This is a genomic window from Hymenobacter oligotrophus (assembly GCF_003574965.1).
GTDB classification, from domain to species: Bacteria; Bacteroidota; Bacteroidia; order Cytophagales; family Hymenobacteraceae; genus Solirubrum; species Solirubrum oligotrophum.
In genome coordinates this window covers 359467-383157 of record NZ_CP032317.1, presented here as the reverse complement: position 1 = coordinate 383157, position 23691 = coordinate 359467, and the positions used below count along the sequence as shown (strand labels likewise).

The 23691-nt window shown below is 61.8% G+C and carries 24 protein-coding genes; 16 read left to right on the top strand and 8 right to left on the bottom strand.

The genetic code is table 11. The features are described 5' to 3' along the window. Positions 1 to 257: 257 nt before the first annotated feature. Entirely contained in the window at positions 258 to 653 is a 396-nt protein-coding gene (locus D3Y59_RS01545) for a hypothetical protein (RefSeq protein WP_119443434.1), read from the top strand. 167 nt (positions 654 to 820) lie between these two features. On the opposite strand, the gene D3Y59_RS01540 is transcribed toward D3Y59_RS01545, so the two are convergent. After that, entirely contained in the window at positions 821 to 1549 is a 729-nt protein-coding gene (locus D3Y59_RS01540) for a hypothetical protein (RefSeq protein ID WP_119443433.1), read from the bottom strand. Positions 1550 to 1756: 207 nt separating this feature from the next. Between D3Y59_RS01540 and D3Y59_RS01535 the strand changes: the two genes are divergently transcribed. Genes D3Y59_RS01535 through D3Y59_RS01520 form a run of 4 tightly spaced genes read left to right on the top strand, consistent with a single transcriptional unit; the run spans position 1757 to position 5036 of the window. Then, positions 1757 to 2212 carry an ABA4-like family protein gene (locus tag D3Y59_RS01535; protein WP_119443432.1) on the top strand — a complete coding sequence of 152 codons (456 nt, stop codon included), beginning with the start codon at positions 1757 to 1759 and terminating at the stop codon, positions 2210 to 2212. A gap of 34 nt (positions 2213 to 2246) precedes the next feature. After that, the gene (locus D3Y59_RS01530) at positions 2247 to 3107 is read left to right on the top strand and encodes a hypothetical protein (protein WP_119443431.1); all 861 of its coding nucleotides are present in this window, start codon (positions 2247 to 2249) and stop codon (positions 3105 to 3107) included. A gap of 45 nt (positions 3108 to 3152) precedes the next feature. After that, the gene (locus D3Y59_RS01525; RefSeq protein WP_162910469.1) at positions 3153 to 4226 is read left to right on the top strand and encodes a sensor histidine kinase; all 1074 of its coding nucleotides are present in this window, start codon (positions 3153 to 3155) and stop codon (positions 4224 to 4226) included. Between the two features lie 36 nt (positions 4227 to 4262). After that, positions 4263 to 5036: a LytR/AlgR family response regulator transcription factor gene (locus D3Y59_RS01520; protein ID WP_119443429.1), complete on the top strand. Its 774-nt coding sequence runs from the start codon at positions 4263 to 4265 to the stop codon at positions 5034 to 5036. A 209-nt stretch (positions 5037 to 5245) separates the two neighbouring features. Here the strand turns inward: D3Y59_RS01520 and D3Y59_RS01515 are convergent, their stop codons facing one another. Further along, positions 5246 to 5959, bottom strand: coding sequence for an HAD family hydrolase (locus D3Y59_RS01515; protein WP_119443428.1), 714 nt, complete (start codon positions 5957 to 5959; stop codon positions 5246 to 5248). Between the two features lie 53 nt (positions 5960 to 6012). On the opposite strand from D3Y59_RS01515, the gene D3Y59_RS01510 reads away from it, so the two are divergent. After that, a complete protein-coding gene (locus D3Y59_RS01510) occupies positions 6013 to 6657 on the top strand; it encodes a chloramphenicol acetyltransferase (RefSeq protein WP_119443427.1) in 645 nt (214 codons plus the stop codon). 21 nt (positions 6658 to 6678) lie between these two features. On the opposite strand, the gene D3Y59_RS01505 is transcribed toward D3Y59_RS01510, so the two are convergent. Continuing rightward, positions 6679 to 7212: a GAF domain-containing protein gene (locus D3Y59_RS01505; protein WP_119443426.1), complete on the bottom strand. Its 534-nt coding sequence runs from the start codon at positions 7210 to 7212 to the stop codon at positions 6679 to 6681. Positions 7213 to 7520: 308 nt separating this feature from the next. On the opposite strand from D3Y59_RS01505, the gene D3Y59_RS01500 reads away from it, so the two are divergent. Beyond that, entirely contained in the window at positions 7521 to 8207 is a 687-nt protein-coding gene (locus tag D3Y59_RS01500) for a hypothetical protein (RefSeq protein ID WP_119443425.1), read from the top strand. 266 nt (positions 8208 to 8473) lie between these two features. Here the strand turns inward: D3Y59_RS01500 and D3Y59_RS01495 are convergent, their stop codons facing one another. The 4 genes from D3Y59_RS01495 to D3Y59_RS01480 all read right to left on the bottom strand — a co-directional run bounded on the left by D3Y59_RS01495 (position 8474) and on the right by D3Y59_RS01480 (position 14014). Beyond that, positions 8474 to 9262 carry a LytR/AlgR family response regulator transcription factor gene (locus D3Y59_RS01495; protein ID WP_119443424.1) on the bottom strand — a complete coding sequence of 263 codons (789 nt, stop codon included), beginning with the start codon at positions 9260 to 9262 and terminating at the stop codon, positions 8474 to 8476. 305 nt (positions 9263 to 9567) lie between these two features. After that, a complete protein-coding gene (locus D3Y59_RS01490; protein WP_119443423.1) occupies positions 9568 to 10710 on the bottom strand; it encodes a sensor histidine kinase in 1143 nt (380 codons plus the stop codon). 130 nt (positions 10711 to 10840) lie between these two features. Next, positions 10841 to 11536 (bottom strand): hypothetical protein, encoded by a 696-nt coding sequence (locus D3Y59_RS01485; protein ID WP_119443422.1) that lies wholly within the window; start codon positions 11534 to 11536, stop codon positions 10841 to 10843. A gap of 255 nt (positions 11537 to 11791) precedes the next feature. After that, positions 11792 to 14014 carry a TonB-dependent receptor gene (locus tag D3Y59_RS01480; RefSeq protein WP_119443421.1) on the bottom strand — a complete coding sequence of 741 codons (2223 nt, stop codon included), beginning with the start codon at positions 14012 to 14014 and terminating at the stop codon, positions 11792 to 11794. 394 nt (positions 14015 to 14408) lie between these two features. Here D3Y59_RS01480 and D3Y59_RS01475 point away from each other — a divergent pair, with 394 nt between their 5' ends. The 3 genes from D3Y59_RS01475 to D3Y59_RS01465 all read left to right on the top strand — a co-directional run bounded on the left by D3Y59_RS01475 (position 14409) and on the right by D3Y59_RS01465 (position 16713). Continuing rightward, a complete protein-coding gene (locus tag D3Y59_RS01475) occupies positions 14409 to 14858 on the top strand; it encodes a YsnF/AvaK domain-containing protein (RefSeq protein ID WP_119446276.1) in 450 nt (149 codons plus the stop codon). Between the two features lie 49 nt (positions 14859 to 14907). Then, on the top strand, positions 14908 to 15807 hold the full coding sequence (locus tag D3Y59_RS01470; protein WP_119443420.1) for a YsnF/AvaK domain-containing protein: 900 nt from the start codon (positions 14908 to 14910) through the stop codon (positions 15805 to 15807). Positions 15808 to 16059: 252 nt separating this feature from the next. Next, on the top strand, positions 16060 to 16713 hold the full coding sequence (locus D3Y59_RS01465; protein ID WP_119443419.1) for a hypothetical protein: 654 nt from the start codon (positions 16060 to 16062) through the stop codon (positions 16711 to 16713). Positions 16714 to 16879: 166 nt separating this feature from the next. Here D3Y59_RS01465 and D3Y59_RS01460 read toward each other — a convergent pair whose 3' ends face one another. Next, positions 16880 to 17452, bottom strand: a complete 573-nt coding sequence (locus D3Y59_RS01460; RefSeq protein WP_119443418.1) for a hypothetical protein — start codon at positions 17450 to 17452, stop codon at positions 16880 to 16882. Between the two features lie 326 nt (positions 17453 to 17778). On the opposite strand from D3Y59_RS01460, the gene D3Y59_RS01455 reads away from it, so the two are divergent. The 6 genes from D3Y59_RS01455 (at position 17779) to D3Y59_RS01430 (ending at position 23626) form a co-directional block, all read left to right on the top strand. Continuing rightward, positions 17779 to 18999, top strand: coding sequence for a porin (locus D3Y59_RS01455; RefSeq protein WP_119443417.1), 1221 nt, complete (start codon positions 17779 to 17781; stop codon positions 18997 to 18999). 506 nt (positions 19000 to 19505) lie between these two features. Beyond that, positions 19506 to 20354: a hypothetical protein gene (locus D3Y59_RS01450; RefSeq protein WP_119443416.1), complete on the top strand. Its 849-nt coding sequence runs from the start codon at positions 19506 to 19508 to the stop codon at positions 20352 to 20354. A gap of 131 nt (positions 20355 to 20485) precedes the next feature. Continuing rightward, positions 20486 to 20974, top strand: coding sequence for a hypothetical protein (locus D3Y59_RS01445; RefSeq protein WP_119443415.1), 489 nt, complete (start codon positions 20486 to 20488; stop codon positions 20972 to 20974). 176 nt (positions 20975 to 21150) lie between these two features. Next, a complete protein-coding gene (locus D3Y59_RS01440; protein ID WP_119443414.1) occupies positions 21151 to 22446 on the top strand; it encodes a PAS domain-containing protein in 1296 nt (431 codons plus the stop codon). 35 nt (positions 22447 to 22481) lie between these two features. Then, on the top strand, positions 22482 to 22838 hold the full coding sequence (locus D3Y59_RS01435) for a hypothetical protein (RefSeq protein ID WP_119443413.1): 357 nt from the start codon (positions 22482 to 22484) through the stop codon (positions 22836 to 22838). Positions 22839 to 23008: 170 nt separating this feature from the next. After that, positions 23009 to 23626, top strand: coding sequence for a hypothetical protein (locus tag D3Y59_RS01430; protein ID WP_119443412.1), 618 nt, complete (start codon positions 23009 to 23011; stop codon positions 23624 to 23626). Positions 23627 to 23691: the final 65 nt, after the last annotated feature.

The following is a 23691-nucleotide window of genomic DNA, read 5'->3' as shown; positions in this document are numbered from 1 at the left end:
CCGTTATTTCCCTAGGTCGCCAGCTTCCCCTCTCCCGGAGGGGAGCGGGCCGTGCCCCGGAGGGGTCCCGTGGGGTCCTGATAAGGTCCTTCGCTTTGCGGAGGCTGGATAGAGGATGACAGGCGAAAGCACGCCAAAAACATCTTCCGTCTAAGCTCAACCCTATTCTTGCACTTTCAGTAGTGAAAATGCCGGCTGCCTAACCGAAGCAGCCGGCATTTTCGCTTTCTTAGTACCCTCGAATACCCTATCTGCTTATGAAAAAGCTTTTCGCTGCTTCGTTTTTGCTTGCTGCCTGTGCCGTGGCCCCGTCGGTGGCCAGTGCCCAAACCAAACCCACGGCTACGACTACGGCAGCCTCCGATGCTGCCCGCTACGAGTACTGCGAGCTAACGGTGCGCAACAACGGCGACATCTTCTCCGACTTCGGCTACGGCATGGAGAAGCTGGGCGGCGGCTCGCTTTCGAAAGTTGAAGTGGGCAAGCTGCAGGTATTCAGCACCTACGTTACGGCTCTTAACTACATGGGCTCCCTGGGTTGGGAGCTGCTGCAAACCGACGACCTCGACGGCAAAGGCCCCAGCGGCGTAACCATGCGCTTTATGCTGCGCCGCTCGCGCTCCTCTACGGGCGTAACCGTTACGAAGCAGTAGTTAGGCGATGCGGTGACATGTGACAAGTAGCAGGTGGCAGACGCCCTAGGTCGTTTGTCATGTCGAGCGGCAGCGAGACATCTGGGTTAGCCTCGTTCAACGAACCGCACCAGATGTCTCGCTGCCGCTCGACATGACAAGCTGAATTTGCCCGCACCTTATTCCTGTTACCTGTCACCCGTCACCGCATCACCTTTTCTCAGGCCCTGTTGCGAAAACAACCGCTGGCGCCCCCGCACAATCTTGTACAGGTCGCCCAAAAAGAGTTTCACGCGGCCGTAAAAAATGGCTCCGCTGATGTCGTTTTCGAGCTTATTGTTGGTGAGCAATGCTTGGCGGTAACCGGCGCCGGCTCCCACGCCTACCCAGCGAAACACGCGCATGTGCCCACCTAGGGTAGGCTCGATTAACCAAATATGCTCGCGCGGGGTGCGAAGTACGCTGCCATCGGGCTGCTCGTAGCGCACGTAGTAGCGGCCCAGCCCGGCCTGCACGGGCACGCTCAGCTCCCAGCGCGGCGTGCCAATCAGCACGTATTCGCCGTAGAGCGCCGCGTAGCGAAAGCGCACGGTGTTTTGGGTGCCGGCGGGCAGCGGAAACGGCGCGGGTGCGTTGGTGGGCAAGGCGCTACCCAAAAAATACAGCCCGATGCCGGTGCGCAGGCGGCCGCGCCACTCCACGCCCAGCTTTACGCCGTTGATGCCCACCAACTCGTTTTGCAGCAGCGAAAAGCGCTGATCGAACTGAAACACCACGCGGCGGTGGGCCTGCCGCACGCGGCTGCTGTCGTCGGCACCTAGGGCTGCAAGGCCAGGTGCACACGAGCGCGCCGCCGCAGGCCAGCCAATGGCCAGCGCGCAACCAAGCAACAACGAGTAGCGGGTAAGCTGGTTCACAGGCCCAAAGTACGGGCGCGAGCAGCTTAGGTGTCGGCTGTATCACCAGAAGCACCGAAATAAACCCAGCTGCGCCGGGCTTTGCCGCTACAGTTCGCCCGGCGGCTTGCTACGGTTCACCCGCGCCGCGTTGCGCTTCACGGCAGTTGCGCTACCATCGGGCGCCGCGCAGGAGTACTTTCGACCTGTACTACACCGCAGCGCGCCATGACTCCCGAACTCGCCTTTTCCGTTGCCAACACCCTGATTTTGCCGGCCTGGCTGCTGCTCGCTGTTGCCCCGAGCTGGGTGGTTACGCGCCGCCTGGTGCGCAGCGGTGCCTGGCCCCTGCTCTACGCCGCCGCCTACGCCGGCCTTTTGGTGGTGCACTACCTAGGGGCGCACGGCGGCGAGGGTGGCTTTGGCTCGTTGGCCGAAGTGGCCGCGCTGTTTCGCGACCCGTGGGCGCTAACGGCCGGCTGGGCGCATTACCTGTGCTTTGATTTGTGCGTGGGCATTTGGGAAGTGCGCGATGCCGAGCGCCGCGGCCTTCCGCACGCGCTGCTCATTCCGGCCCTGCTGTTCACCTTTCTGGTAGGCCCCTTTGGCCTGCTGCTCTACGCCGGGCTGCGGCTGCTGCGCCCCGCTCCTGCTGCCGAAGTTGCCACCACTACGCTCGCCTAACCATCTGCCTCTACACAACCAGCCTTCCTGACCTATGAAAACCGCTCTTACCCCCGCAACGGCCTTCGAGGCCGCCCCAACCGCGCTGCTGAAGCGCCCCACCTGGCTGCGCATCATTCAGGGTTGCCAGCCGGCGCTGGCCTGGGCTGGCTGGCTGCACGTGGCCCTGTTAGCAGCAGCGCTGGTGCTTTGGCCCCTCGACGACCGCACCGTAACCGGCCTCAACGTGTGGGTCAAGCCCATCAAGTTCAGCATTGCAGGGGTGGTGTACCTGTGGTCGTTGGCGTGGCTGCTGGCCGATGTGCCCGCTCACGTACAGCGCAGCGCCCGCCGCATTGGGCGCTTGGTGGGCGTGGCGTTGGCCATCGAAATAAGCTGCGTGTACATGCAAGCGGCCCGCGGCACCACCTCGCACTTCAACTTCAGCTCCTGGTTCGATGCCATTGTGTTTCAGCTGATGGGCGTGTTCATCCTCATCAACACCGTGGCCATTGTGTGGGCTGTTTGGCTGATGTTCCGGCACCGGCCGCACGGCTCCTCGGCGTGGGTATGGGGCATGCGCCTCGGGCTGATCCTGTTTTTGGTGGGCAGCGCCGTGGGCGGCAGCATGTCGGCGCGCATGGCGCACACCGTGGGCGCCGCCGATGGCGGCACCGGCCTGCCCCTGTTAGGCTGGAGTACCCGCCACGGCGACTTGCGCGCCGCGCACTTCCTGGGCCTGCACGCGCTGCAAGCCATACCGCTGGTAGGCTGGCTGATTACGCGCTACCTGCCCCAACTGCGCGCCAACACGCAAGCCCTGGCGGTGGCGCTGTTTGCCACGCTGTACGCCGGCGCCGTGGCCTGGCTTTACTGGCACGCCGTGCAGGGCTTGCCGCTCGTTTCGCTGCCCTAGGTGGTTATCTTCACGGCGCTGCCCAGGGGCCGTCAGCTCTTCGCCATGAACGACCGTCGCATTCGCCTAATCGGAATACCGCTGCTCAGCCTGCTGATTGTGCTGCTGGGCAACGGCGGCCACTTGCTCTCGTGGCCGGTGTTCTTGGTTAGTTGGGCGGTGTCGCTGCTCTTTACGGCGGTGCTGTGGCTGGGCAACCGCGCCCTCTGGGATGTGTTGCTGCAATGCTTTCCGGAGGTGCACCAAACGGCCCGGCGCCTGTGGTGGCTGGCCGTGGGCAGCTTGCTCTACACCAGCCTGGCTACCATTGGCTTAGTGGCGCTTATGCACCTGCTCATGCCGCGCTACTTCAGCCTCGAGCCGCCGTTCGTCATTAGCCAAATCATCTTCGATCTGATACCTACCACGGTGGTGCAGCTGGGCTACGAGAGTCGGCACTTTTTTCTGCAGTGGGAGCAAAACGTGCGGCGGGCCGAGCAGTTGCAAAGCGCCAACCAACGCGCCCAGCTCGAAGCCCTGCAGCAGCAGCTCGATCCGCATTTTCTGTTCAACTCGCTCAACACGCTCTCGGCCCTCATCGAGCCCGACAACGAGCCCGCGCAGGACTTTGTGGAGCGCCTCGCCGATGTGTACCGCTACGTGCTGCTGAGCCGCGAGCGGAGCCTGGTGCCGCTGCACGAAGAGTTGGCGTTTGTGGAGGCCTACGTAGCCCTGCAAAAAGCCCGCCTGCGCGACAACCTGCAGGTGAGCCTGGCGGTACCCGAGGCGCTGCTCGCGCACTGGGTGGCCCCGCTTAGCGTGCAGCTGCTCATCGAAAACGCCCTGAAGCACAACGAAGCCTCGCGCCAAAACCCGCTGCACGTGCACGTAGCTGCCACCGCCGATGGCTGGCTAACGGTGCACAATGCCCGCCGCGCCCGCACCACCAGCCTCGGGCCGAGCACCGGCATGGGCCTGCGCAACATCCGCGAGCGATACGCTTTGCTGGCCCCGCAACGCCCCGTAGCGGTGCTCGACGAAGCCGCTACGTTTGGCGTGCGGTTACCATTGCTGCAGCCCGAGCAACTCGGCACCGAGCACGGCAACCCGGCCTTGCTAAACGAAAGCAGCCCTAGGTAGCTCCGCCTCAACCCTTACTCGGCACCGCACTCCCCGATGAACGTTTTACTGCTCGAAGACGAATACCCGGCGGCCGAGCGGCTGCAGCGGTTGCTGGCCCAAGCCGCCCCCGATGCCCAGGTAGTAGCCCACTGCGACACCGTAGCCGGGGCCGTGGAGTGGCTGCGTACCCACCCCGAGCCGCACCTCATTCTGGCCGATATCCACCTCGCCGACGGCATCAGCCTCGATGTATTCGATCAGTTGGTGGTAACCACGCCCGTCATCTTCACCACGGCCTACGACCAGTACGCCCTGCAAGCTTTTAAAACCCACAGCGTTGATTACCTGCTGAAGCCTATTAAGCTCGCCGAGCTGCAAACGGCGCTGCAAAAACTACGGCAGTGGCATAGCCCCGCCCTGGCCGCTTCGGAGGTGGCGCAGCGCCTGCAAAGCTTGCTGAACACCAACACGTCCTCGGCCGCACCGCAACCCAAAACACGCTTTCTGGTGCGCCAAGGCGAGCAACTGCTCCCCGTTCAGGCCACCGACATTGCGTGGTTTCAGAGCCGCAACGAAACCGTTACGCTTGTTACCCTCCTAGGCCAGCGTTACCTCGTCGATTATACCCTGGAGCAGCTCGAGCAATTGCTCGATGCCAAACTGTTTTTCCGCCTCAACCGCCAGTTCATTGCGCAGTTGCCGGCGGTGCAGCGCCTGCATCCGTGGTTCAACGGCAAACTCAAGCTTGATTTGCAACCCGCGCCTGCCGACGAGGTAATCGTAAGCCGCGAGAAAGCCGCGGCGGTAAAGAGTTGGCTGGAGGGGTAATAGTGAACCTAACGTCTAATCCTGCCAGCTCTGGCTAACTGTTAAAATTGTCATCCTGAGCAAAGCGAAGGACCTTACCACGTCTGCACGACATACGCCAGATAGTTGCTATCCAACGTGGTAAGGTCCTTCGCTTTGCTCAGGATGACACCATTGCCAACAATAAAGCCGGGGTTCTGTGGCGCCTTGGTTGTAAACCCAGTAATTATCTACCTGAGCATCTCCAGCTCCGTCAGGTGATCGGGTACTTCGGCAAGGGAACTGATCCGGTGGAAGGCCACGCCTTCGAGTTCTTTGGCGGGTACTTGCTCCATTATCCAGGTGGTGTGGTAGGGCACGTACACGGCGTGGGCACCTAGGCGCGCTACGGGCAGCACGTCGGATTTCAGCGAGTTGCCGATCATCAGGAACTCCTGGGGCTGCAACTGGTAGCGCGCCAGAATGCGGCGGTAGGTGTCCTCGTTCTTTTCGCTCACAATTTCCAGGTGGTCGAAGTACTCGCCCAGGCCCGAGCGGGCCAGCTTGCTTTCCTGGTCGAACAGGTCGCCTTTGGTGAGCAGCATCAGCGGTATTTCGCGCTCTTTGAGGGTGGTTAGCACCTCGGGCACGTGGGGCAACGGCTCGATGGGAAAACTGAGCAGGCGCTTGCCGTGGTCGAGTATCTGCTGAATTTCGTGGCCCGTTACGCGGCCATCGGTCAGCTCGATTACCGTCTCAATCATGCCCAGCATAAACGACTTGGCCCCGTAGCCCAACAGCGGCAGGTTGCGGCGCTGCACCTGGTAGAAGTGCTGACCCAGGGTGTCGGCGTCGGCGTAGTGGGTCAGCAGTTCGTAAAGTTGGGCTTCGGCGTAGTCGTAGTGCGGCTGGTTGGGCCACAGCGTGTCGTCGGCATCGAAGGCCACGAGCTTGGGAGCAGGCATGGGGGCAATGATAAGCGTATGGATGCCGGGCAAAGTTACCGAACTTGCGCCCCATGAAGCAGCCGATCGACTTAGCCAGCTGGAACCGCCGCGAGCATTTTGCCTTTTTCTCCGCCTTCGAAGAGCCTTTTTTTGGCCTCGTGGCCGATGTGGAGGTAAGCCGGGCCTACGAGCGTGCCAAAGCCCTAGGTGTCTCGTTTTTTCAGGTGTACCTGCACGCGGTGCTGCGCGCCGTTAATCAAGTAGAGGCGTTCCGCTACCGCATCGAGGCTGGGCAGGTGTATTGCTACGACGAGGTGCACGTATCGGCGACGCTCACCCGCCCCGATTCCACTTTCGCTTTCTCCTTTGTGCCCTACGCCGCCGATCTGACGCAGTTTGGCCTAGGCCTAGCGGCCGAAATGGAGGCCGTGCAGCAGAGCACCGGCTTGCGGCTCACGCCCAACGCGGCTCGCCTCGATGTGGTGCACTTTTCGGCCATTCCGTGGCTGTCGTTTACGGGCCTTACCCACGCCCGCTCCTACTCGCACCCCGACAGCATCCCTAAACTTTCGGTGGGGCGCTACCGCCGCGTAGGCCAGCAGCTGCTGATGCCCGTGGCCGTAAACGTGCACCACGGCCTGGCCGATGGCTACCACGTGGGCCTGTTTTTCGAAGCCCTGCAACACGAGCTGAACGGCACCCAATCAGCCCAGTAACCCGCGCTACCTAGGGAATGGCTAGTCGGTAGCCCGCCCCTGCATGTAGGCCTGCACCACGGGCAGCAGCAGCGGCAAGGCGGCTTCTACGTATTCCCGCTCCGCCGTCGTCCAGTGGCGCGGGTGGCCAAATACACACGGCTGCAAAATGCCCCACAGCTGGCCGGCTGCGTCCACAATGTGGCCGTGCACCAGCGCCCGGTGCCCAAAGGTTTTGTGCTCGAACGCGCGGTTAAGCACCTCCGGGCCTGCCGCTTCCACATCCTCCACGTACACCGATGGCTTGGCCGCCAGCGCCGCCCGAAACAGCGGGTCTTGCTCGGGCAGCTCGCCGGTGTCGTCTTGCCACGGGTGCCGCGGGTCGGGCACGGCATCGTCGAGGCGCCACACCAAGGCAATGCGGCCGCGGCCCCGCTCGGGGTTGCGCACGTACAAAAAGCACCGGTCGGCGCGCAGGTAATGGCCGATTTGGGCTAGTGCCTCCTCGAGGGCGGCTTCGGGCGCTTTTCCCTGACCTAGGGTTTGTTCGAGTTGGGCAGTATTGGGAGCGGGCATAGGCAGCAGCTTGGCAAGTGTTGCCGGTACGGTTGCCAGCCTAGGTTGGTTGGCCTGTCGCGGGCCGAAGAGCTGTGGGTAAACTAAGGTAGGTGTGGCAGCCGTCACGTTTTCTGAACCACCGTTTGGAAAACGTGACAGCGCCCGAAATTATTAACGGCCTTGCCGATATGGCAAGGGTAGGTTGTGCGGTGAGTTGTCGGTTTCTTTGTGTACCCTAGCCAAAAATTTCGAAGCTATACAGGCTGCCGCATGGCCCCTATTGTCATGCTTGCAGCGGTTTCGCAGCCAGACATTACTTTTATACGATGCACAAGTTTGGAATTTTCGCTCTAGCCGCACTCCTGTTCAGTGGCTGTACTTCGGAGGAAAAACGCAGCTTGGTGCAAAAATTAGCCAACCGTTATAAAGCCACTGTCTCGATTCAAACGGGCATTAACAAGACAAGCCGGAAAGACGACTATGACGGCCGCTACGTTGCGGCGCTCATTAAAAACCCGCAGGGCATGACGCCTGAAAAGCTGGGAGACTTGCGTTTTCCGGCGACGGCATGTGCACACGAGTTGTTCCAACTGTATGAGCGAGGCGGCACAGGCGGCTATGATTATTACCAAGTCGCCTTTCAGATCGGTAACGAGACCCACAAGTTTACTTTTCCGGCAAGCGATATGCCCGTGTACAGCGCAGAACTCGCCAAACTTCACCGGGTGCTGCGCAGCTTGACAACGAGCGATTATAACCCCGCGTTATTTGATAACCAGTACATCAAGGCGGACAGCAAAAAATTTCACCGGCTGTTGCAGGGGACGGACACAACGAAGGCCGCGTTGCTTGGTTTTATAACCAGCCAGAAAGACGGACAAAAATTCGTAGCGGCGAAATACTTCCTGCAGAAAGACTCCATCACGCTTCACCTAACGCTAGTAACGAAGGTGGGCAAAACTACCCACCCCGTTGTCGGAGCAACTATTGGAGCACAGCGGATCACATACTGAGCTAAGCAGGCACTGCGAGGGTTTCTGCAGCTTAAGAAACTTATACTAATACGGTGCAAGGCGCAACAACGGTAACGCGGGCCGGACTTAATGCCGTAGAAAAACAAGCGTCCCGCTCGTTTTTACCTTCGTGATTAACCAGTTCGCTGTTGCAAAGCCGTAAACAGCGGATTACCTAGGGTTGAAACCCAGTAAGCTGCCCGCACCACTGCAGGGCTGTAGCGGCGCGTGGGCTGGTTTTGCAGGGCCGAGCACATGGCAGCGCGCTACCGGTCGAGCCAGGCCCGGAACGCCGACACCCGTTCGCGGCTCACGAGCACGTCACCCTCGGGCGAGGCCGGTGCCAAGGTGGTTTTCAGGCGCGAGTTGGTGTAGTGAATGATGTCCTGAATGGCGGCGTGGTGCACCAAGTAGGCGCGGTTCAGGCGGAAAAACTGCTGCGGATCGAGCATCTTTTCGAGCTGCTCCAGGGTCTGGTCGAGCACGAAGCGGCGGTTTTCGCGCGTCTGCACGAAGGTGGCTTTTTCGAGGCTGAAAAAGTAGCTTACCTGCTCCACGGGTATCACCTTTAGGTGCTCCCCTACCTTCACCACAAACTGCTTTTTGTATTGCTGTTGCTGCGGCTGCAACTGCTGCAGCACCTGCGCCAGCACCGCGGGGTCGAGACCTAGGGCACTGGGGCCCGCGGCCGGGGCGGCGGCCCGCAGCTGCCGCAGTTTGTGCAGGGCCGCCTGTAGTTCTTCCTCGTCAATGGGCTTCAGCAGGTAGTCAACGCTGTTGACTTTGAATGCCCGCAGGGCGTACTGGTCGTAGGCCGTGGTGAAGATAACCGGGCAGCGCACCTCCACGCGCTCGAACAGCTCGAAGCTCAGCCCATCGGCCAAGTGAATATCCAGAAAGAGTACGTCGGGCGGCGCGGCGGTTTCGAGCAGGGCCACGGCGGCTTCCACCGAATCGGCAGTAGCCAGCACTTGCACGGGGGGCTGCTGGCGGCGCAGCAAATCGGCAAGGCGCTTAGCGGCTAACGGCTCGTCTTCGATGATGAACGCAGTCATGCGAGAGTTTGGGAGGTGTGGAGTTTGAGAGGGATGAGCTGGAACTTGTCGAAGCATCTCTTCACCGCTTCGCGTGAACGTCATGTCGGGCGCAGTCGAGACATCTCGCGTGCTGACGTGGGATAGAAAACACTATCCAGCGAGATGTCTCGACAAGCTCGACATGACGTTCTGAGGTTAGATATGACGGACTAGGTGGTTGAGGTTACTAGCCGGCGAGATGCGTCGACAAACAGAAGTTAGATCAAGCATAACGAGAATTTAACCAGCTTGCTTTCCGAGCTAAAGAGCTAAACAAGTATGCGCTAAACGGCCACCGTTTCGCTTTCGAGCGCCAGCACGGGCAAGGTTACCACAAATTCAGCATCGGTGCGCTGCACCTGCACTTGCTCGTTGGTGAGGTGGCGGTAGCGGCCCTGCAGGTTGGGCAGCCCAATGCTCGTCGATTCGCCGGGGGCGAGGCGGCGCGGGCGCAGGTTGTTGACAACGCGCAGGCGCTGGCCGGTCTCGTCGAGTGCGATGCGCAAGAACAAGGGCTGGCCGGCCGTGGCTACGTTGTGCTTCAGCGCGTTTTCGATGAGCAGTTGCAGGCTTAGCGGTGGCACAACGGCCTGCGCCGAAACGCTGTCGGGTGCGGGCATCTCGACTTGCAAGGCCTCGCCGTACCGGATGCGCTGCAAAAACAGGTACGACTCGGCAAACTCCAACTCATCACGCAGGGACACCACGTCGCGGCCGCGGGCATCGAGCACGTAGCGGTACACCTGCGAAAGCTGCCGAATGAAGCGCACGGCCAGCTTGGGTTCCTCCTCCACCAGCGAGGTCAGCGCGTTCAGAGCATTGAACATGAAGTGCGGATCGAGCTGCTGGCGCAGGGTTTGGGCCTCGGCCTGGGCCATTTCCTTTTGCAGCCGCTCGTTACGAATCAGGGCTTCGCGCCAGCTCATCAGGAACGAGCGGCTGTGCAGCACCAGCGAAATAATGGTGGTAATCAGCAGCGGAAACATCACCCGGGCCATTACGCCGGGCTTCAGCATCACCGATGGGTCGTAGCCCCGGTAGATTACCAGAAACCAGAAGTTGATAGCCGTGATGACGACCAGCGAGCCGCCCAACGAGGTGAGCAGCGTGAGCACCAAGCGCTTCACCGGCTCACGCCGCCAGTTGGCGTACCGGTCGAGCCAATCGACGGCGTAGCCATTGGTGAGCCACAAGCCGAGCGAGTACACAAACGTCATGGTGTAGTTCACGGTCATCTTGCGGGCGTCGCCCCAGCACTCAGTGCAGGCCAGGGTGCCGATGACGAACGTGAGCAGCAGAACGGTGAGGCCCAGCCGCAACCAACGCCCGCGCGTGTAGCGCTTCCAAAACTGCACGGGCGGCATTTGGGGGTTGTGGGCATAAAGCGCGTCGCATTCTTCCTGCGTGGGCGGAAACAGCGTAGACATGGCAATGTAAAATTGGGGGCCCGCAACAAGGTAACACGCGCCGTTGGCATTGCGCTAGAGTGGTAGCACCGGCTGTCATTGCGTGGACGAAGGACAATCCGCACAATGACAGCGGGCGTGAACGGCACTACTACTTAGCGGCCGTGGTCTGCTCGTACTGCTTCAGGCGGCCCAGCACTTGCCGCTCGCCCCAGTTGGGGGCCACATCCGAAGCAGGCTTGAAGGCACCGTAACGGGTTTTGGCCTCCTCGAAAAGCGGCTTGGCGGCCTCGGCACCGCCGCCAAACATCTTGGGCGTGTAGTATACGTTGTTGGCTTCTACCAAGTAGGCGCGCGGGTTGGCGGGGTTCAGCTTTTTGGCCTGCGCCAAGGTTTCGGCAACCATCTGCGAGTACTTCATGGAGCGCATCATGGGCGAGATACCCAGGCGCGCCTGGTAGATGTAGGCCTGCAGCACCAGCAGCTCCGATTCGTCGCCGCGCAGCTTGCGGGCTTTGGCCAAGGCGGCTTCGGCTTGGTCGAGGTACTTGTCTTTCACGTCGCCCTCTTCCTTGCTCACGAAAGTGGTCAGCATCATGGCGTAGGCCTGGTAGTAGCGCGGCAGCCAATCGGCGGGTGCTACGGCGGCGGCGCGCTCCAGCTTGGCGTAGGTCTGCTTCAGCTGGGCCGGGTCGCCGGTGCTCATCAGCTCGCGCACGGTGGCGGCCAGCATCTCAGAGTATCCGGCGGGGGCAGTTTGGGTGGCAGCCGCCGGGGTAGCTTTCTGCTGGGCCGAAGCATTAAGCGAAGCGGCAGCGAGGGCGAGGATAAGCAGCGAGGTTTTCATGGCAGGGGCGTTGATTTGGTGAGTGGCGTAGTGCCTGTCTGATGATTCAAAGGTGTGGCGACCTAGGGCCGCCTGAAATTTTGTGTTGCTGAAGTGTCGGATCAGCCGGCTGAACTGCAGCCCAGGAAAGACGAAAGCAGACGCGCGATGTAGCGCGGACTTTAGTCCGCGTTTGCGCGAATGACCGGAACCACACTGTTCCGCCCTGACGATTTCGTTCCGGCAAACGCGGGCTCAAGCCCGCGCAACACTCGGCTACTCCGGTGCCGCGTTGGTATCGGCGGGGCGTTTCTTGTTGATGGAAATCAGCAGGCCGGCGAAGAACATGCGCGGCGCCGAAGGCGTAACGGCCACGCCTTGGTAAGTGCCCGTGGCATCGGGTGTGTTGGCGTAGCGGTAGCCGAACACGTTGTCGCGGCCCAGCACATTGGAGCACGAGAGGTGCACAATGGTCAGGTTTTTCCAGAGCGAGGTAACGTAACTCAGGTTCACGCTCACATCCTGGTAGCTGGGCGTGCGGGCTTGGTTGTAGCCGGGTAAGTTGGGGTTGTAGTAGGCCCTAGGCGAGGCGTAGCTGAAGGTGGCGCCTACCTGCGTGTGCAGCTTGTTGATCCAGTATTTGCCGACCACCGAGAGGTTGTGCCGCGAGGCGAAGGTGGGCACAGCCATTTGCGGATCGGCGCGCTGCTGGCGGCGGGTATCCACCAGGCCGTAGCTAACCCAATAATCAAGCCCCCGCACGGTTTTCCGGTCGCGCCAGAATACATCTACCCCGCGGGCGTAGCCCCGGCCGGTGCTTTGGTACGCGGCGGGCACAAAAGGCAGCGGCACGTTGGTGGCAAGGGCCGCGCCCTCGTAGCGCGTGAGGTGGGCGTAGTCTTTGTAGTACGCCTCGGTGCGGAGGGTGCGGTTGTTTTTGATGCGCTGATACGTGAGCAAATAATGCACTGCCCGCTCGAAGCGCAGGTTATCGGCGTACTGCCCAATGCGCATAAGGTCGTTGGCGGGCGTTTGGTAGAAATAGCCCCACGCCCCCGACAGCTGCTCGCCTTCGCTTAGCTGGTAAGCCAAGGCCAAGCGCGGCGCGGCATTCCAGCGGCCCAGCACCTTCGAGTACTCCGTACGAGCGCCGGCCCGGGCTACGAAGTTGTTGCTGAAGGCAATGTCCGACTCGGCAAAGGCCGCCACCCGCGCTTCATCGAATCCGAGGCGCTGCAGCGGCGCTTCGGCCGATGCCTGGTACTGCTGCTGGTACCGCTGACCTAGGCTCTCGGCGCCGAGCTTAAGGTTAAAATAGGTACCGGCCGAATCGTTGGTGAGCACCACGCGGCCCACTACCGATTGCTCTAGGTCGTGGAGGTACTGCACGTCGGGGCGCACGGTTTGCTCGTCGCGGGTGCCGGCTACGCCGGTTTGCAGGCTCCAGCCGCGGCGCAGCGGGCTCCGGAACGTGGCATTGAGGTACTGGTTTTGGTTTTCGAGGCCGATGGGGCGCCCGCCGACAAAGTCGGGGTCGGGCTGGCGCAGGGCAAACTCCGAGCGCGTAAAGGCGCCGTACACTTTCAGCATGCCCATTTCGCCGGTGCGCTGGCGCAGGGCCACCGAGCCACCCAGGGCCTGCGGCGCTTTCAGCCAGCCCCACTCCTGCGGCACCATGCCGTAGTAGGGTTGCAGGTTGGTGTAGTCGAGGGTAGCGGCTACCGAACTGCGCTCGAAGCGTTGCTGGTGCGACAAGCTAAGGCCCACCGACAGCAGCGACACGCCCGTTTGGGTCTCGTCGGCCAGGTCGTACGATTTCAGCCCCACCACCGCCGACAGCGCCTGCCCAAACTCGGCCGAGTAGCCGCCCGTGCTGAACACGGTGCCCTTAAACAGGTTGGGCGAAAAGCGGCCCCGCGCCGGCACGCCGGCCACGCTGGCGTTGTAGGGGCTTTGCAGCGGCAGGCCATCGAGGTACTGCTTGGTTTCGCCGGCTGCGCCGCCGCGCACAAACAGCTTGCCCTCCTCGCCTACCCTGCTGGTGCCGGGCAAGGTGTTCAGCGCGCCGTTGATGTCGGCCAGGGCGCCGGCGGTGGTTTGCACGTCGCGGGTGGTAAGCACGGTGCTGCGTTTCTCGTCGCTGGCTTCGAACGCCCCGGCCGTGATGGTCACGTCGCCGAGCTGGTTGCGCACGGGCTTCAGCACCACGACAAAACGTTTGGCCGCGCCATCGAGCACCACGGGTTGCTCCTGCACTTCGTAGCCCATCAGGGTAATTACCAACGGCAGCGTGCCGGTTTGGCGGGTGCTGAAGCTGAACCGGCCCAGCGAATCGGCCGTGGCCCCATCGAAGGTGGTTTTCAGGAACACGTTGGCGCCGGGCAGCGGCTGGCCCTGCGCATCGCGCACGGTGCCGCCGAGGGTGGTAGCGGTTTGGGCCCGCGCCCGACCTAGGGCGGCCAGCAGGAGCAGCAGTACGAAGAAGGGCAGGCGTTTCATGGGGGTAGCAGCTGAGTGACGCCTCAAAAGTGGCTGCCCGGCCTGCCCCCTTGCCACTTGTTGCTACCGAAGTGTGGCATAAGCAGGATGAACCGTAGCCCCCCACGCCCGTCCGGCGCCGCGCACCTAGGGCGTGCGGCATTTCAACACACCATCAATTGTTTATTAATCAATCATTTACAAACAAATAAGAGCCTTACCGAGCATGGCATTGCGGTGCTTGGTTACCGTCGGGCTTGTGCCGCCGAGGCGCCTTTAAGCTCAACCGTTTATTGTACTTGTTGAGGCTAGCTGAACAATAACCATAGCTGTTGGGCCGCGTAAGCCCATCCTACAATCCTCGAAGTTGGCTTTAACCGATTCCGGCGCCGGCCGGCCCAAACCCCACGTGCCCATGCAACCGCCCCAAGATCCGACCCAGCCGAACGCCTCGAACCAGCCCCTTGTGCAGCCGGAGCAGCCGCTGGTAATTCCGGTGATTGAGGAGCAGCTGCAGGTACAGCGCGGCGTGATAGAAACCGGCCGCATCCGGGTGACCAAGCAAGTACACGAGGAACACCAGGAAGTAACGGCACCCACCGTGCGCGAAGAGATTGAGGTGGAGCGGGTGCCCGTAAACCAGTACGTGGATGTGGCCCCGCCCGCCGTGCGCTACGAGGGCGACACCACCATTATGCCGGTGCTGCGCGAGGTGTTGGTAGTGGAAAAGCGCATCCTGTTTGTGGAGGAAGTACGCATTACCAAACGCCAAGTGCAAGCCGATACTACGCAACCTGTTACGCTCCGCAAAGAAGAGATTATTGTGGAGCGGGTGACGAATGATCCTACCCAACCCGCGGGCTAAGCCTAGTCCGTTTTTTCCCAACCCAACCAATAGCCCTAATTCCAGTACCATGGCACAAACCGTAATTGGCATGTTCGACGATGCCAACCAAGCCCGACAAGCCGCGCAACAACTCGAAAGCATGGGTGTAACGCGCGACCACATAGATATTTCGGCCCAGAACACCACGGGCGCCACAAGCAGCACCAGCACTACCGCTAGCAGCACCAACGACGACAGCATCAGCGGCTTTTTCCGCTCGCTGTTTAATAGCGACGACGAAATTTCGAAGTACTCCGAAGTAGCCCGCCGCGGCGCTATGGTAACCGTGCACGCCTCCGACCAAACCGAAGCCCAGCGCGCCGCCGAGGTGCTCGACCGCTGCGGCGCCGTTGACGTGGACGAGCGCGCCCAGCAGTACCGCAGCGGCTGGACAGGCATGGGTGCCCAGAATATGGGGCAGCAGAACATGACAGCCGGCACCAACACCACTGCCAATAGCATGACCAGCCGCGACATGGTAGGCCGCGGCACCGACATGACAGATCAATCGATTCCGATTATCGAGGAGAACCTGCAAGTGGGCAAGCGCGAAGTAGAAACCGGCGGCATGCGCCTGCGCAGCCGCATAGTGGAACGCCCCGTAGAGGAGCACCTGCGCTTGCGCCAGGAGCACGCCTGGGTTGAGCGCAACCCCGTGAATCGCCCCGCTACCGAAGCCGATATTCAAAACTTTAAAGAGGGCGAAATGGAAATTACGGAGCGCGCCGAGGTGCCCGTAGTGAACAAGGAAGCCCGCGTGGTGGAAGAAGTTCGTTTGGGCAAAGAAGTAGAAGAACGCGACGAAACCATCCGCGACACGGTGCGCCGCACCGACGTAGATGTGGAGCGCCTGAACTCCGACGACCCCATGCGCCAGCGCCGTATGTCTTCCGACGAGGACGACACGAACCGCGGCACCGGCCTCTAGCATATAGCTAGTAGTCCATTGCTTTTAGCTTACCCCGAAGCGGCAGCCGGTTTCCGGTTGCCGCTTCTTTTTGTTAGCTGCCCCGGAGAGTTGCGCTAGGAAGCACCTAGGGCTGGCTCGGCTTTAACTGCCTTGCTTGGTATGCGTTTAGCCCAATGGCACCGGGTGTAAGCCGCAACACCTCTTGCCACCCAAGCACCAAGAGGACAGATATTTATGAACCGCGCACGTTACCGCTGACCGGGCCTGCTATTGGCCGCCACTGCTGTGTCGCATCTAGGGCTGGCTCAGCAACGCAGTTGGGAGGCCACCGTGTCGGGTGGTGCTGCCTTCAACGTGCCCTCGCCGTTGCGCATTCAACAGCACGGGGCCGCTCCGCTTAAGTTTCAGGCCCGTTACCGCACCAAGCCGCTCAGGCCACCGGTGTATTACGATGCGCGCCTGGCTACCTGGCGCGGTAGGCAGGGCTGGGCGCTGCGCCTCACCCACCACAAAATCATCTTGCGCAACCGTCCGCTTGAAGTGCAGCGCTTTTCTATCACCGATGGTTTCAACCTGCTCACGCTTACGCGCCAGTGGCAGCGGCGCGGCCTTACATGGGCTGCGGGCGCAGGGGCCGTCATCACCCATCCCGAGTCGACGGTGCGCGGCAGGGCTTTTGCCGAGCGCGGCGGGCTGCTGGGCACGGGCTACTTTTTATCGGGCCCGGTGGTGGAGGCGGGTGTAGCCAAGCGCCAAGCCATTGGCCCTAGGTGGTTTGTGCAAGCCGAGGTGCGAGCAACGGCGGCGTACGTGCGGGTACCCATTGCCGATGGCCACGCCAACGTTACGAACCTTGCTGCGCACGCTTTACTCGGCCTGGGTTTCCGCATCAGCAAACCACTTGGCACACAGCCGGCGCCCTAATCCGTTATCAGTGCCAGCCGCCAGAGGCCAACGTCCCAAAACAAACGCGCTGCAGTACCGGGAAAACCGGTGCCGCAGCGCGTTTGGTCATTTATTTGCGCTGCTCCTGAAAGCGGCGCAAAGCCCTAGGTGCCCGGGCTATTACAGGCCCGGCCAGGGTAGGTTGTTAGTCGTTGTTGCCGGTGGCGCCTTCGTCGGTGAAGGATTTGCTCGACGAGGGGCTCGACTTGATGCCGCTGGCGGCTTCGCGGTTCAGCGAGGCATCGGCTTGGCTGCCGCTTTTTTGGGCCGAAGCCGATTTCGACGAGCTGCTTTTGGCGCTAGCCGAGCTAGCCTGTGCGCCGCGGCGCTGGCTGCTGCCGCCTTGCTCCTGCTGGCCCTGGCTTGCGCGGCTGCCCGTCAGGCCCGATTTGTCGGCCAGGTCGCTGAGGCTGCTGCCCCACGACGACCATTTGTCGCGGGTGAGGGCCACAAAGGCACCGGCGGCTAATACGCCCAGCGAGGCGCCTACCCACGTGCGGTTGTTGCCGCGCGAAAGCCAATTGTTGCCCGACGATTGCTCGCGCTGGTTGCTGCTTTGGCCCGACGACTGCACGCCGTGCTTGCTGCCGTAGTAGCTGCTCGACGACGACTGCGACGACGAGTTATCTTCGGTGCCTTGGCTGCTGCGGCCTTGGCGGTTGGGCTCAAATTCGAGGTGACGTGCTTCGTGGCGGTTGTGGTCGTTGGAAGTTGCCATAAGTATGAAAAGTTAATTTCGTTATCGGTTGTGTCATATCTCTACGCAGATTTTACGTTGAGGTAACAGCTCGGACAATTTTTTTGCGCCAGCCCCCACAAAAGCCACAAGCCTTCAACAAGTTCAACATACTGATTATCATAACTATAACCACCTGCCGCGTTGCCACGGCAAAACCTTGCAACGGCGGCCGCGTGTTGCCCTTGCGGCATCGGCGAGCGGCAGCCTTGGCCAAGGGCTGCAGGGCGCTTGATAACACAGGCTTAACAGCGCCGTGACCCAGAGGTAACACAAAATGCCTCATTTTGCCCTACGGTTGTGTTTGCATGAAATATCTGTTAAGTATGCTTTGGCTGCTGGCCTTGCCGGCCCTAGGTCAGCAGGCCGATACAGCCCGGCAGGCTAGCGCGGCGGCGCCCGCGGCATCCAAAAAAGAGTGGTTCGAGGCGGTATCCATTCGGGGGTACATGCAGGTGCGCTACAATCGCTTGCTCGAAACCAACGCCCAGCTGAAGTGCGAGCAATGCGACCGGTCGTGGGGAGCAAACGGCGGGTTTTCGTTTCGGCGCATTCGCCTGATTGTGTTTGGGCAGCTGCACCCGCGCGTGTACTTCTACCTACAGCCCGATTTTGCCAGTACGCCCAGCGGCAGCAGCACCGGGCAGTTTGCGCAGGTGCGCGATGCGTACTTTGATTTGGGCCTGAACGCCACCAGCACCTGGCGCGTGCGCCTGGGCCAAAGCAAAGTGCCCTACGGCTTCGAAAACATGCAATCGAGCCAGCAACGCCTGCCCCTCGACCGCAACGACGCCCTGAACAGCGCCGTGGCCAACGAGCGCGACCTGGGCGCGTTTGTGTACTGGGCGCCGGCCGCCATCCGCAAGCGCCTGGCCATGCTCGTGAGCGAGGGCCTGAAAGGCTCCGGCGACTACGGCGTGTTGGGGTTTGGCGTGTTCAACGGACAAGCCGCCAACCGCTCCGAGCTAAACAACGGCCAGCACGTGGTAGCGCGCCTGAGCTATCCGCTGCAGGTAGGCCGGCAAATCATCGAGCCGGGCCTGCAGGCCTACACCGGGCAATACACGCTGGGCGCGGAGCAGCTATCGGCCCGAGTGAAGGCGCGCCCCGACCTTACCTACCCCGACCAACGCGCCGCCGCTACGTTTGTGCTGTACCCGCAGCCCTTCGGCATTTTGGCCGAGTACAACCTAGGCCGCGGCCCCGAGTTCAACGCCAGCACCGACAGCATCGAAACCCGGCGGTTGCACGGCGGCTATGCTACCCTTAGCTACCGGGCCCGCGTGGGGCAGCAACAGTTTTACCCGTTTGTGCGCGGGCAGTACTACCAAGGCGGCAAAAAGCACGAGCGCGACGCCCGCAGCTACTCGGTGCGCGAGTTGGAGGTGGGTACCGAGTGGCAACCCCTGAAGTTTTTCGAGCTGGTAGCGATGTACACGTGGTCGGCGCGGCGCTTCGAGGATTTTCAAACCCAGGGCAACCGCCAGCGCGGTAGCCTGCTGCGCCTGCAAGCCCAGCTAAACTTCTGATGCAGTGGCCCGCCACCGCTGGCAACGGCCGGGACAGGCGCTAGCGCACCAAGCAGATCCGACGGATACCGGGGCACGAGCAACTTTGCTTCCGAGCCAGCTCCAAGCTGCCCGTTTTGTTGGGGAGGGCGCCGTGATATTTGCCTTGGCGCCGCGCGGTGCCTTACGTATGCCGAACGGAAGGCTTGCATCGGCTACGCAACAGTGCCGCAATTAGCCAAACCGGCTGCCGCTCCATGAGCAGCAGCCGGTTAGCATGCGGTTTTTCGCATTCGCTTGCAGCAATTTACTCGCTGCTACGGTCGCGCTGGCGTTTCTTTTCTTCCTTGGCAGCTTTCTTTTCTTTATCCGTTTTTACGGGCTCCTTTTTTTTCTCTTTTCGGGCGTTTTGCGACTTGGCCATGGCCGGAAGGGATTTTATGTGGGTAGATTCGGTGTTCGTAACGCAGGGCGCCGAGCGCGTGTTGTGCTTGGCCAGCGGCCCCAGGCAACGTTAGCAATTAATTATGAAGCGCAAACTACGGGTATTGGCAACGAGTTGGGCGGCGGCCCTGCTGCTGAGCGGAACGCCCGCCGCGCAGGCCTGGGCGCCCGAGGAGCCGCTCCAGATTGCCAAACGTTTTGTGGGCAAGGGCCAGTGGCCCCGTATGAAAAATTACCTGTGCTGCGAGGCCGCTCAGCAAGCTAAAGCGCACACGCTGGGCCAGCAAATACCGGCCAACCTGCAGCGCGAGTGCCGGCTGTTGCAGCAAAACAACGCCTCGGCCGTAGTGGCTGTGGAGCTGCGCGACACCGCCACTACGGCCGATTTTTACCTGCACTTTGTAAAGGAAGCCGACGACTGGAAGCTGCAGGCCGTGCGGGGATTGGCAAGCACCAACCTGGGCCGGCAAATGCTGCAGTTGATGGAGGGCATGCCCGCCGCCGAGGTGAGCCGCTACAACCAAAGCCACCCCGACGCCGACCACACGTTTACCGTCGGCAACCTAAAGCTGTGGGTGGGCGCCGATGCGCAAATCATCGAGCACTTCAACCGCAACCGCGCCGGGTTCGACGACGTGGTGCGCACCGTGCAAACGCGCGGCTACTTTGCCGAGCCCACGCCCGCCGCCGAGCAACAAGCCAACACCGACCCCGCCATCAAGGCGCAGTTGCAACAGCTTTACATCCGGCGCCTTACGCGCCGCGCTACTGCCTGCGGCTCGTGCCTCGAGTTTCTGATTGGGGGCGTAACCAACGATACCGTGGGCTTGCTTTACCAACCCAACCCCGCCGAGGTGCCCGCCATGAGTCCCGCACGCATCATCGTCATCAGGCCCTTGGGTGGCGGCTGGTATTTGTACAAAACCACTTAGGGGGCGCACCGGGTGTGGGGCTGCACTTTGCATCAACCAGCCGGGCGCTCGGCCGTAACACATGCTAACCGCGCCCGGCGCGCGTTGCTACTGCTCCGTTCATCTTCTCACCTAACCCCCCGTCCACAACCATGGCACAAACCGTAATTGGTGTTTTTCCGAACGCCGACGCCGCCCAACGCGCGGCCGACCAGCTCGCGCAAAATGGCTTTGCCGAAGCCGACGTCGACATCTCGCAAAGCTCCACCGTTACCACCGAAAACCCCACGGGCGAGTTCGGCGAGAACGATGCTTTCCACCGCTTTTTCCGGGCCGTGTTTAGCGGCCACCCCGACTCCGATACGCGCGCCCTCGCCAACGCCGCCCGCCGCGGCTCGGTAATTACGGTGCACACCCACACCTTGGCCGAGGCCGAACGCGCCCGCGACTTGCTCGACCACGCCGGCGCCGCGAACGTGCACGAAATGGGCATCCAGCACCGCGCCATTGGCGAGGGCGGCTCGCCCGTGCCCGACCCCGACCGCCTGCTGCCCGGCCAACAGCGCGCCGCGGGGCACCTAGGGCCGCAGCGCAGCCACATTGTGGAGCGCCGCCTCGACGACGACGTGCGCCTGCGCTAAGCCCACCATCGGCCCTAGGTAGCTGGCTCACAATACTTTGCCGGCACCCCGCCGCGCGGCCAAGTGCCGGCGGCGGGGTGCCGGCTTTCGTTGTGGCTTCGGGGCTGCCAACATTGTAGCTTTGCGGCTGTTTCCATTGCCGCAAGCCGCGTATTTCCGTTTTCGTTTTTGCTTCTATGGCCGCCGCGCTACCTTCTTCCGTCGATTACCAGCAGCTGTTTCGCTCTTTGCCCGATGCGTTGTTGCTGATGGCCCCCGACGGCACCATTCTCGACAACACCGACGCCCACGTGGCGGCTTCGCTGAAGCCGCGCGACGAAGTGGTAAACCGCCACATTTTTGAGGCGTACCCGGTGGCCGATCAGAACCAAGGCGACGAAATTGAACGCTCGCACGAGCACGTGCGCCAGCACCTGCAGCCGCACACCATGCCCGTTATTCGCTACGACCTGAAGCTGCCGGCCGAGCAAGGCGGCGGCTTCGAGGAGATGTACTGGCAGGCCACGCACTACCCCGTGCTCGGCGCCGAGGGCAAGCTGCAGTACATTTTGCAGCGCACCCAAAACATAACGGAGCAGTACCAGGCCGAGCGGCGGGCTCAGGACATGCAAAAAGCCTTGGCCGAGGCCCAGGAATACGCGCGCTTTGTGCTGGGCGCCCTGCCGGTGCTGGTGAGCAGCTCCAAGCCTGATGGCCGCGCCGATTACTTTAACCAACGCTGGACGCAGTTTACCGGCCTCTCGCACGAGCAACTGGTGGCCGGCGAGTGGGTAAACGCCATCCATCCCGAAGACCAGCTGCGCCTGGCCGAGGATTGGGAGCGGGTGCGCTACTCCACCGAGGAGTACCAGCACGAGTACCGCCTGCGCAACCACCAAGGCGAATACCGCTGGATGCTGATGCGCACCGTGCCCCGCCTCGATGCAGCCGGCAACATTGTGCTGCGCGTGGGCGGCAGCATCGACATTACGGACCAGAAGAAGATGGTGGAGGAGCTGCTGCGCGCCAACGAGGAGCAGGCCGTGCTGTCGGACCAAGCCTACGAAAGCTTTAAGCTGGCCCAAAGCCAACGCCAAACCCTGCTCAACATCTTCATGCAGGCGCCGGCCCTGATTGCGCTGCTACGCGGCCCGGAGCACCGGTTCGATTTCGTGAACCCGAAGTACCAGCAGCTGTTTCCGCACCGCCAGCTCGTGGGCAACACCGTGGCCGAGGCCGTGCCCGAGGTGGTCGACCAAGGCTACATTGAGTTGCTCGACCGCGTGTACCAAACCGGCGAAACCTACCAGGGCAACGAGCTGCTGATTATGCTGGAACGCGACGACACCCGTCAGCTTACGCCGTCCTACATCAACCTAACTTACCAACTTTACTACGAAGGCGATGAGAAAGCCGGCATTGTGGTATTCGCCTACGAAGTAACCGACCTGGTAAACGCGCGCAAATCGCTCGAAGGCAACGCCGCCTCCTAACCCCCACCCTGCTCCTACGCCCTACCCCGTTCCGTATGGATATTTCTACCCTGGACTTTCAGCAAGCCAGGATCAAGCAGGTGCTCTTCAAATCGCGGCTGCGCTCCGTGCTCTACGGCGTGCGCGAGGCCGAGGCGTCGTTGTTCGACATTCGGCAAAACCCGCTGCGTCAGTGGCTCGATGCGGTGGTGAAGCCCAAGTACCAAGGCACCGAGGTGTTCGAGATTGAGCGCGTGCTGCAGCGCATGCTCGATGCCGGCCAAGCTTTGGTAGCGCAGTACAAGCGCGGCCAAATCGAAGAAGCCCGCGCCGGCCTCGGCCAGATAGACCAACACTCCGAGCGCATCGAGCAGCTGCTGCAAACCCTGGAACGCAACGGCCGCTCGGCCTAAGGTCTTTGCTCCAACTCTTTAGGCGCCGGGGCCGGCACACCATTCGGGTGTGCCGGCCCCGGTTTGTTTGGGGCACAACCATATTTTGCCGGGCCACGGCAGCGTCTGGGTAGTTTTACCCTAGGTAAAATGCTACTATTGCACCCGCACACCAACGCACGCGCTAGGCAATGATTGTTTACGGCAGCAATTCGTCGCATTTACTTACCGAGCCGGTGCCCGGCGCCGCCTGCCAGGCCTGCGGCACCCCCGATGCGCTGCGCCTGAGCGTGCTCGGCCGCTACGCCCACGTGTATTGGATTCCGCTGTTTCCGTTTGGCAAAACCGGCGGTTTGCAATGCGGCCACTGCCAGCAGGTGCTGCCCGCCGCCGAGCTGCCGGCCCAGCTGCACCCGCACTTTGCGGCCGCCAAAGCGCGGGCCCGCGTGCCGAAGTGGCACTTTGCGGGGCTGGCCTTGCTGGGGCTTATGGTGGCTGGCTCGTTTGCTACGGATCTTGCCGGCCGGCGCCACGACGCACAGCTGCTTGCGCAGCCCCGCGTGGGCGATTTGTACCACGTAGAAACCGACGAGCCCGGCTTTTACACCCTGCTGAAAGTGGTGGAAGTAAACGGCAACAGCTTGCGCCTGCAGCAGAACGCCTACCAAACCAACCGCCAAAGCGAGGTAGCCGCCCTCGACAAGCGCGAAAACTACGACGCAGAGCCCTTCGACCTGACGCAGTACGACCTGCAGATCATGCAGCAGCAACACAAGCTGGTAGACGTGGTGCGCCCCGCCCACGAGTAGCCGCGTTGCTCCGCGTGGCCGCCTGCCAAGCCCTAGGCAGGCGGCCCCACAAGGCCCTAGGTGCC